This is a genomic window from Holdemania sp. (assembly GCF_986127675.1).
Genome location: NZ_CFQZWI010000100.1, coordinates 1 through 10,333, shown reverse-complemented (window position 1 = coordinate 10,333; position 10,333 = coordinate 1). Strand labels below are relative to the sequence as shown.

Sequence of the window (10,333 nt, the reverse complement as noted above, 5' to 3'; positions counted from 1 at the left end):
CGTTGAATACTTATGTGGAGGACGGCTGGCTGAAAGCCCGCGGCACGACGCTGGGGGCGGACGACGGCGTGGGTGTCGCGATGATGCTGGCGCTTCTGGAAGCGGATCAGAAACCGCATCCGCCGCTGGAATGCGTGTTCACAGTGATGGAAGAGATCGGCCTGAATGGCGCGCAAGGGTTAAAGAAAGACTATTTTACGGCGAAACGGATGATCAACATGGACTGCGGCGGCGAAGATAAAACCGTGGTTTCCACCGCGGGCGGGTTAGTCTGTACGATGACGATGGTGCGACCGCAGGAAAAATTGGAAGGCATCGGCTGGAAATTGACGGTTTCCGGACTGAAAGGCGGACATTCCGGTTCCAATATCGACAAGGAGCTGGGCAATGCGAACAAAATCGCGGTTCGCTGTCTGCGGGAGCTGGTCAAAAATGAGCTGGGGGTCTGGATCGCGGATTGGGACGGCGGCAATAAGGACAACGCGATTCCGCGCGATTGCTGGATTCGGTTCGCCAGCCAGGATTCGCGCAAGGTTCAGAAGTGCGTCGAGCAGGTAGCGGAACAGGTAAAGGCGGAGCTGAAGGCCAGCGATCCGGACGTTGCCATTACATTGGAAGCCGATTCTACGATCAGCGCGGTTTACTCCGCACAGGATTCGAAAGCGTTCATCAATTTCATCACCGTCCTGCCAAGCGGTCTGCGCGCCAAAAGCATGGCGATTCCGGGCCTGACCTGGGCTTCAGAAAATCTGGCCTCGATCAAGCGGCGCGGATCTAGTCTGATCGTCACAATTTCGATGCGTTCAGCGCAAAAGAGCTGGATTGAAAAAATGAGCGATGAACTAACGATCCTGGCGGGATTGTATGGCTGGACCTGCAGCTTTGCCAACGGTTATCCGGCATGGGATTATTGTGAAAAGAGCGCGATGCGGCAGAAGCTGGCGGCCCTGGTTCAACAGAAAACCGGGAAGGAATTAAAAACGGAAGCCGGCCATGGCGGCACGGAATGCGGCGTGTTCTGCGAGATGATTCCGGGGATTGATATCGTGACGATCGTACCGGAAGCCAGCGGCGCGCATACACCGCAGGAAAAGCTGAACCTGGCGTCATTTAAACGGACATACGACCTGCTTTGCGAGCTGTTGGCGAGCCTGGAAGATTAATGCTTTATTCTGATTAGTTTTTGCTTGGCAAGGGGGGATGCGTATGGATCTGGATCTGATTTACGATTATTTTGACGAGGAACGTCGCTTAACCGCGACGCCGGCCCGAAGCATTGAACTGTTGACGACGAGAATGCAGATTGCGAAAGTGCTGAAACCGGGTATGCGGATTCTGGATGTAGGAGCTGGAAGCGGAGCCTACAGTCTGGCTTATGCCCAGGAGGGCTATGCGGTCACCGCGGTGGAACCCGTAAAAAAGCACTGTGCGCTCATGAAGGCGAAACGCCGGCCGGCCATGGATCTGACGATCCTGGAAGGCAATGCCCTCGATCTGACGATGCTGGAAGCCGCTTCGTTCGACGTCGTCCTGTGTTTGGGACCGCTCTATCATCTTGCGCATGAAGCACAGCGGACACGCTGTCTTGAACAGGTGCTGCGCGCGCTGAAACCTGGCGGATCCGCATTCTTCGCTTTTATCAATAACGATATGGTGTTCATAACGGAAGCGATGGTCTACAATCCGGATTTTCTGGACAACGGCCGGTATGACCGCAGCACGTTTAAGGTGGCGGATATCCCGTTTGTTTTTCTGACGCTGGATCAGGTCCTCCGCTGGCTGGCTACGCTTGGCTGGAAACCGGCTCAGGTTTTTGCCGCGGACGGCATGGCCGAGCTGCTGGCGGACAAAGTGAACGCACTGAGCGCCGAACAGTTTCAGCAATGGCTTGCGTTTCACTGGGCGATGTGCGAGAAGCCGGCGATGCTGGGCGCGAGTAATCATGTTGTTTTCAGGCTGGATAAAGTGTGAAAAATATCGCAAAAGGGCGGAGCTGACCGCCTTTTTTGTGCATGGATTCGCAAGGTCGGGAAAGGGCGAAAAATGGGAAATAAAGATAGCGTTTTCATTCAGACTGATGATATAATAAATCCATGAGAAAACAGCGAGCCGGTTTGAAAAAAGAACAGTTCCTTACGATCGTGATCCTGATGATCCTCTGGCAGCTGCTGGCGCTGAGCGTCAATAACGACATTTTGATCCCGATGCCTCTGGACGTGGCGCGGCGGATGCTTGCGGATGTATCGCAGCCGGCTTTCTACGCGCAGACGCTGAGCACTCTGGGGCGGATGCTCAAAGGCTTTGGAATTTCGCTGATCCTCGCGTTGGTCTGCGGGTTTGCGGCGGCGACGCAGCCGGTGATCCGGCGCTTGATCGAACCGCTCGAGGTGATCGTCAAAACGATTCCCAATTTGTCCTACATTATGATTTTCCTGATCTGGCTGGGCAGCGAAGGCAGCGTCATGGTTACCAGCTTCTGCGTGCTGTTCCCGGTCTTTTATACAGCGGTTTTGTTAAGCCAGGATCTATTGGACAGCGAGCTGCAGGATGTGCTGCGATGCTACCCGGAAAGATCTGTGTCTGTTTTCTGGAAAGTACGTCTTCCGCAGGCTTTGCCGCATCTGTTGGCGGCGATGAAAACCGGCTTCGGCTTAGGTTTGCGGGTCTGCGTCATGGCGGAGGTGCTGACGCAGGTGAGAGTTGGAATCGGCCGGCAGATGTCGTATGCGGCGCGGATCGCGCTGGATATGACGGGTCTGTTCGCCTGGACGCTGTGGATTATTCTGATCAGCGCTGCGGCGGACGGCTTGTTCAGCTGGCTGCAGAAAAAGGTTGAATCATCCCTGTGATGTTTTCAATATAGAAACCCAAATAACACGTGGAGGTGAAAGGATGGGGAAACTCAACGAACAGTCGGTGCAGGTTATTGATCGGATCGTCGATCGGCATCGCGGCCGGCCGGGACCGGTGAAGCTGATGCTGCACGACGTCCAGAAAGAGCTGGGCTATATTCCATTTGAAGCAATGGAGAAAATTGCCGCAGCGTCAGGTGTTTCAGCTGCTGAGGTGTATGGCGTCGTCACGTTCTATACGCAGTTTACGACCGAACCGAAGGGCAAGCATGTCATCAATGTGTGCATGGGCACAGCCTGTTATGTCAAAGGATCGGCGGATTTACTGCAGCGGATTTGCGATCTGACCGGAACGAAGGTCAATCAGACAAGCGCCGACGGCCTGTTTTCGCTCGATGCGACGCGCTGCCTGGGGGCATGCGGATTAGCGCCGGTAGCGATTCTGGACGATCAGGTATACGGCAACGCGACCAGCTCCACCGCGCTGGAGGACCGGATCAAAGCGATCATTAAAACCGAGTCTGGCGTTCAGTAAAAGAAGAAAGAGGAGAAGCACATGAAATCATGGAATGAACTTCGCGAACTCCGGGCGAGCGCGGCGAAGGAAATCGCATTGCGCAATCCGGGAGCTTCGACCGCTGCGGGGCCGGAACGGCTGCATGTTTTAGTCTGTGCCGGCACCGGATGCACATCGTCATCTTCGGCGCTGATCATGGAGCAGATGCAGCAGCAGTTAACCGCCCGCGGTCTGGATCAGGAAGTCCGCGTCATCAAGACCGGCTGTTTCGGCCTGTGCCAGAAAGGTCCGATCGTTGCGGTCTATCCCGATAAAATTTTCTACTGCCATGTCAAACCGGACGATGTCGGCGAGATCATCGAACAGCACTTCATCGGCGGGCAGCCGGTAAAACGGCTGGAGATGAACGACATTGACGAAATCACGCAGGAAAAGATCTTTGATATCGACAAGATCCGCTTCTATGCCAAGCAGCAGCGGATCGCGTTAAAAAACTGCGGTCAGCTCGATCCGGAGAATATCCGCGAATACATCGCCCGCGACGGCTATGAAGCGCTGGCGAAAGCGCTGCATGAAATGCAGCCGCAGGAAGTGATCGACGAAATTAAGAAATCCGGCCTGCGCGGCCGCGGCGGCGGGGGCTTCCCGACCGGTGTGAAATGGCAGTTTGCGGCAGATCAGCCGGCGGGCGACAAGTATGTTATCTGCAATGCCGACGAAGGCGATCCGGGCGCGTTTATGGATCGTTCGATTTTGGAAGGCGATCCACATGCCGTCTTGGAAGCGATGGCGATCGCGGGCTATGCGATCGGCGCCCAGCAGGGTTATGTGTATATCCGCGCGGAATACCCGATCGCGGTGAAACGCTTGCAGATTGCGATCGAACAGGCGAAGGAACTCGGTCTGTTCGGCGAGCATATCTTGGGCACGGACTTCAGCTTTGATATCGAGATCCGCCTGGGCGCGGGCGCGTTTGTCTGCGGTGAGGAAACCGCGCTGATCCAGTCGATCGAAGGCAAGCGTGGCATGCCGGTGCCGAAGCCGCCGTTCCCGGCGGTCAGCGGCGTCTGGGGCAAGCCGACGATTATCAACAACGTCGAAACCTATGCCAATGTGGCGCAGATCATCCTGAAGGGCTCCGGCTGGTTCAATGCGATCGGCACGGAGAAATCCAAGGGTACCAAGGTCTTTGCGTTAGGCGGTAAAATCGTCAACACCGGACTGGTTGAGATTCCGATGGGCACGACGCTGCGCGAGGTGATTTATGAAATCGGCGGCGGCTGCCCGAACGGCAAGAAGTTCAAAGCGGTGCAGACCGGCGGCCCAAGCGGCGGCTGTTTGACCGTCGAGGATTTGGATACGCCGATTGACTTTGACAATCTGATCGCTTTGGGCTCGATGATGGGGTCCGGCGGAATGATCGTTTTGGATGAGGACAACTGCATGGTCGACGTCGCGCGCTTCTACATGGAGTTTATTGTTGACGAATCGTGCGGCAAATGTACGCCGTGCCGCGTCGGCACCAAGCGCATGCTGGAACTGCTGACGGATATCTGCGAAGGCCGTGGAACGATGGAAACGCTGGACGAGCTGGAAACGCTGGGCAAGATGATCAAAGATACCGCATTATGCGGTTTAGGTCAGACCGCTGCCAATCCGGTGCTGTCGACGCTGCGCTTATTCCGCGACGAATATGAAGCGCACGTCAAAGAAAAACGCTGCCCGGCCGGTGTCTGCAAGAAGCTGCTGCATTACTCGATCGATCCGGAGAAGTGCCGCAAATGTTCGATGTGTGCCCGCAACTGTCCGGTCGGCGCGATCAGCGGCGTTCCGGGCCAGAAACCATATGTGATCGACCACGACAAGTGCATCAAGTGCGGCGCTTGTATGGAGACCTGCCGCTTCGGTGCGGTCAAGCGCGATTAAGGAGGGCCGCGGAAACATGACGAAAATTAATTTAAAGATCAATAATATTCCGGTTCAGGCCGAGCCGGGTTCCACCATTCTGGAAGCGGCGCGGGCTGCAGGCATCCAGATCCCAACGCTCTGTTATTTAAAAGACGTCAACAAGACGGGCGCCTGCCGTGTCTGCACGGTTGAGATCAAAGGCGCGAAAAGCCTGGGCGCCGCGTGCGTGTATCCGGTCAGTGAGGGGATGGAGGTCTTCACCAATTCCCAACGGGCTTTGGAAGCGCGTAAGCACACCGTCGAGCTGATTCTGTCCAACCATTGCGGCGAATGCCTTTCCTGCATCCGCAACCAGAACTGCGAGCTGCAGAAGCTGGCGCAGCAGCTGGGGATCCGCAAGGTGCGTTATGAAGGGGAGAAAACACCGCCGACGTTTGACGAGGTTGCGCTAGGGATCGTCCGCGACACGTCCAAGTGCGTGCTGTGCGGACGCTGCATTGAAACCTGCAAGAAGGTTCAGGGCCTGGGCATTCTGAGCTTTATTAACCGCGGCTTCAACACCAAGGTCGCACCGGTCTTTGATAAGAGCTTCAACGACGTCAACTGCATGCAGTGCGGCCAATGCGTCAACGCCTGCCCGGTCGGCGCTTTGTTTGAAAAAGAAGACATTCACCGCGTCATTGAAGCACTGAACGATCCTAAGCAGCATGTCATCGTCCAGACGGCCCCGGCAGTACGCGCGGCGTTAGGTGAGGAGTTCGGCCAGCCGATCGGCACGCGCGTTACCGGAAAGATGGCCGCGGCGCTGCGACGGATCGGGTTTGACCGCGTCTATGATACCAACTATGCCGCAGATCTGACGATCATGGAAGAAGGCCATGAGTTCATTGAGCGCGTCCAGCATCAGGGTGTGCTGCCGATGATCACAAGCTGTTCGCCAGGCTGGATCCGGTATTGTGAATTTGAATATCCGGATCTGCTGGAGCATTTGAGTTCCTGCAAGTCGCCGCACATGATGTTCGGCGCGATTCTGAAATCTTATTACGCGCAGACGCATAATCTGGATCCGCGCAAGATCACGGTCGTTTCCATCATGCCGTGCACCGCGAAGAAGGCGGAGGTCGTCCGCCCGGAAATGCGCAAGGATGGCTTGGCGGATGTGGACGTTGTCCTGACGACGAGAGAATTAGGGCGGTTGATCAAGATGTATGGAATCAATTTTGAGAATCTGCCCGATGAAGATTTTGACCAGGATATGTTCGGACAATATTCCGGAGCTGGCGTGATCTTCGGCGCCAGCGGCGGGGTCATGGAAGCGGCGTTAAGAACCGTCAAGGAAACGCTGGAAAACAAACCACTGGATAGTCTGGACTTCACGGTTGTCCGGGGTATGGAAGGTGTGAAGACGGCGGAGCTGGAGGTCGCGGGGATGCAGGTTAAAGTCGCGGTCGCTTCCAGTATGAGCTGTGCCAAGCCGCTGCTGGATGAAATCCGCGCCGGCACCTCGCCGTATCATTTCATCGAGATCATGGGCTGCCCGGGCGGCTGCATCAACGGCGGCGGTCAGCCGATTATCAACGCGTCGATCCGCAACGGCTTTAAGCCGATTGACTGGAAGAAGGAACGGGCAAAGGCGTTATATGATGAGGATGCGCTACAGAGCGTGCGTAAATCGCATGAGAATCCGCAGATCATCGCGCTGTATGATCAATTCCTGAAAGAACCGGGAAGTCCGCTGGCGCATGAGCTGCTTCATACGACGTATTCCAAAAAAGAACGTTTCAAATAAGACAGTTGTTAAAAGATAAAGCAAAGAGGGAAGGACTTCATGTTTTTCCTTCTTTTGTTTTTTGCGGAAGGAGTGCGGGACATTGAAAAAGATTGTAAAAGGTGTCGGCGTGGTGATCGCCGGACTGATCGCTTTGATCGTTGGCTATGGGATTTTCATGCAGATCAATGGTTACCGGATCGCGGATTTTCAAAGCGTGGAGACGGTGAACAGTCCGCCGGCGCGGCTTGATGCTGATCAGGAGTATACGCTGATGACGTACAATCTCGGCTTTGGAGCGTATTCTGTCGACTATTTTTTTTATGGATACTGGAAAGATGAAAGACGGGAAAGCGACGCGGGGAAAGCATGGCCGGGCTTTAAGCAGGGAAGCGGTGATTGCGAATACGCAGGGCAGGCTCGCTCTGATCCAACAATCATCGCCGGATTTTATATTCTTGCAGGAAGTCGATGTGAATTTCACATGAAGCAGTTGGCTTTGCTCAACCAGGTGCTGATCCAGGAGCGCGAACAGAGAAATTATATGATCGCGAGAGGTGATTTCAATCACAATATCACCGATACGCTGGATTTCTTTCCTTCCCACAAGCAGGTTCCGGATTGGATTTTTGTGATGAACACTGCAGTTCTGGCAGAGGGGTATCACTTTGTTCGGGTAGATAACGTCGATGAAACTGCGGCTTGCCGTGGCGCGGTTATTCCGTTTGAGACGCGGGTGCCATGTACCAGGTAATTGTCGACGAATTCTTAGTTTCGGATAATCTTATGGCGACAGCGGAGAATATCTAGAAGGACTATCGGTATTCTGCTCATAATCCGATCGCGTTGAAATTCAGAATGAATTAGTTCAAGGTTAGAGCGCGTTATATGAGACTTCAGTATATTTTTCTGAGTCTTTTTTTGTGTTTTTGTTAGGATTTACTTTGTTATAAAAGCTCTTATGAATAACTGTTTAGGACATAAATTTAACAGTTGATTACATTTAAACCCTTTTTTATGGCAAAAAAATCACACTTTTTTTGACAATCAAAATTGAATGAAAAAAACTGATAAAATCGTTTATTTTTAATACATGTCTCATTATAAATGGCTTATTTCCTCATGTCAATAATAGTGTATATTATCTGACGGTTAGCGACTGTTAGAGATTTCGCAGGGGGCGAAGGAAGCAGTTCTTTTTTTATGAACTGATTCCCATCGAGAGAGGGGGAGCAGCATGACCAAAGGGGAAAGCATCGAGCTTAGAACAAGGATATCGGTATCATTATCAATTAAAAAATGGATCAGCAAAGGGATTAAGCGTCTCATCGATATCCTGGCGGGAATTGTCGGATGTCTGCTTCTGATTCCACTTTACTTCTATGTCCGCCATAAAAATCATCTGGAAGGCGATTATGATCCGGTGTTCTTTAAACAGACGCGAATTGGCAAGGATGGCAAATCGTTTGAAATGATCAAATTTCGATCGATGATTCCAAATGCAGAAGCCGTCCTTGAACAGTTGATGAAGACGGATCCCAAGATCCGGGAAGAATATACAATACATAAAAAATTAAGAAAGGATCCGCGCATCACCGCCGCGGGAGAATTTCTTAGAAAGACGTCGCTCGATGAATTCCCGCAGTTAATCAACGTTCTGAAGGGCGAAATGACGTTGATTGGGCCCCGTCCTTATCTGCCGCGGGAGAAAGAAGATATGGGTGAATATTATAATCAGATTATTCAGGTCAAACCTGGCTTGGGTGGGTTGTGGCAAGTCCGGGGGCGAAGTGATCTCAGCTTCCACGACCGCTGCGAACTGGATAAAGAATATGTCGAAAACTGGTATCTGTTGTGGGATTTCAAGATTCTGTTGAAAACGTTGCGGATTGTCCTTTTAAGAAAGGGGGCAATGTGATGCGTTGGTATTTTGTTGAAGTTGAAAAGCATCATGAAGAAGATGTCCTGGAATTGATGAAAAGCTCACCTTTCGAAGCTTTCCTACCCAAGAAACAACGTTATTTTAAAAAGCAGGTATTGGTGACCTGGGTAGAGCGTCTGTTATTTCCGGGAACGATCATGATTGTCAGTAATTTTCCTCAAGCCGAATTTACAAAACAGTTTAACGAATGGCTTTCTCAGCATTCCGATTTATCCCAGCGGATTCATTTAGAAGAAAAAGAGTATTTCTCCCTCCAGGAAGATGAACGGCTTTTCCTGAATTCATTAATGAATGAACAGCATGTAATTCCAATTTCAACCGGCGTCTTAAATGAGAAGCAATTAATTGTCGAATCCGGACCTTTGCAAGGGATGGAATCGCGGATAAAGAAGATTGACCGGCATCAGCGAACCGCGCAGGTTCAGTTTCAGATCTGCGGCCAGTTGATGTTGCTTTACTTGGGATTGATTGTTAAACAAAATGATTGAATTTGATTTGGATAGTTGCATGGGCACTTCCAATTCAGTTTCATGGTTATTTTTTACAAACTCATCGGTAGCTTGAGGTGGCGAAGCCTACCTTTTTTTATTAATCGACAAGGATGTGACAAAATTGAAGAAAAAACAGAAAAGAAACAAAACAAAGATTTTGTTGATTGTAGCGGGTACGTTAATAGGTCTAATCGCTGTGATTGGCATCAGCGGAAATTTGTATGTAGATTCTTTATTAAACAAGACTAACCGTTCAAAGAAACTGACCGATGAACAAGCAATGGTAAATCAGGAAGTTAAAGATCAAGTTCAGGATCATAAAATTGTGAATATTGCTTTATTCGGTTCCGACAATCAGGATTGGAACGAGTGGACTGATACTGAAATGCAGCGGTCCGACGCGACAAAGATTGTCTCTTTAGATTTTAACGCGAAGAAAATTAAAATCACTTCATTACAACGAGATACTCTAGTCTATCTTCCTGAACCTTATAATGATTATGATAAGTTGAATCACGCCCATTGGCGCGGAGGTCCTGAGTTAGCGATTCAGACGATCAATTTGAATTTTGATATGGATATTACGCAATTTGTTGGATTCAGCTTTGAAGCAACGGTAAAGTTGGTCGATTTAGTCGGTGGAATTGATCTTTATCTGACAGCCGAAGAAACGCATCAAAAGATTCGTGATTTACAAATTGACGGCGACGACGGTGTCTATCATCTGAATGGTCAACAAGTGAAAGAGTATTGCCGGATCCGGACCATTGACGATGACTTCCATCGCATGAAACGTCAGAACACCGTCATTATGGCCATCCTGACAGAACAGATCGGAAGAGCGTCGTGTAGGGA

The 10,333-nt window shown here is 51.4% G+C and carries 10 protein-coding genes; all 10 read left to right on the top strand.

The window, feature by feature from the left end:
- Positions 1–1,163 (top strand): M20/M25/M40 family metallo-hydrolase (locus AC5OW4_RS12645; RefSeq protein WP_493677038.1); only part of this gene is annotated, 1,163 nt, incomplete at its 5' end.
- Positions 1,164–1,206: 43 nt separating this feature from the next.
- Positions 1,207–1,971 (top strand): class I SAM-dependent methyltransferase, encoded by a 765-nt coding sequence (locus AC5OW4_RS12640; RefSeq protein ID WP_195547991.1) that lies wholly within the window; start codon positions 1,207–1,209, stop codon positions 1,969–1,971.
- A gap of 122 nt (positions 1,972–2,093) precedes the next feature.
- Positions 2,094–2,849, top strand: coding sequence for an ABC transporter permease (locus AC5OW4_RS12635; protein ID WP_195547990.1), 756 nt, complete (start codon positions 2,094–2,096; stop codon positions 2,847–2,849).
- A gap of 43 nt (positions 2,850–2,892) precedes the next feature.
- Entirely contained in the window at positions 2,893–3,387 is a 495-nt protein-coding gene (locus AC5OW4_RS12630) for an NADH-quinone oxidoreductase subunit NuoE family protein (protein WP_006059211.1), read from the top strand.
- 21 nt (positions 3,388–3,408) lie between these two features.
- On the top strand, positions 3,409–5,295 hold the full coding sequence (locus AC5OW4_RS12625) for an NADH-ubiquinone oxidoreductase-F iron-sulfur binding region domain-containing protein (protein WP_308559677.1): 1,887 nt from the start codon (positions 3,409–3,411) through the stop codon (positions 5,293–5,295).
- 16 nt (positions 5,296–5,311) lie between these two features.
- Positions 5,312–7,066 (top strand): NADH-dependent [FeFe] hydrogenase, group A6, encoded by a 1,755-nt coding sequence (locus AC5OW4_RS12620; protein ID WP_493677037.1) that lies wholly within the window; start codon positions 5,312–5,314, stop codon positions 7,064–7,066.
- Between the two features lie 82 nt (positions 7,067–7,148).
- A complete protein-coding gene (locus tag AC5OW4_RS12615; protein WP_493677036.1) occupies positions 7,149–7,799 on the top strand; it encodes a hypothetical protein in 651 nt (216 codons plus the stop codon).
- A 483-nt stretch (positions 7,800–8,282) separates the two neighbouring features.
- On the top strand, positions 8,283–8,963 hold the full coding sequence (locus tag AC5OW4_RS12610; protein WP_493677035.1) for a sugar transferase: 681 nt from the start codon (positions 8,283–8,285) through the stop codon (positions 8,961–8,963).
- Entirely contained in the window at positions 8,963–9,475 is a 513-nt protein-coding gene (locus tag AC5OW4_RS12605; protein ID WP_493677034.1) for a hypothetical protein, read from the top strand. The genes AC5OW4_RS12610 and AC5OW4_RS12605 overlap by 1 nt, the downstream gene beginning before the upstream one ends.
- 115 nt (positions 9,476–9,590) lie before the next feature.
- The coding region (locus tag AC5OW4_RS12600; RefSeq protein ID WP_493677033.1) for an LCP family protein at positions 9,591–10,333 on the top strand (743 nt) is incomplete at its 3' end.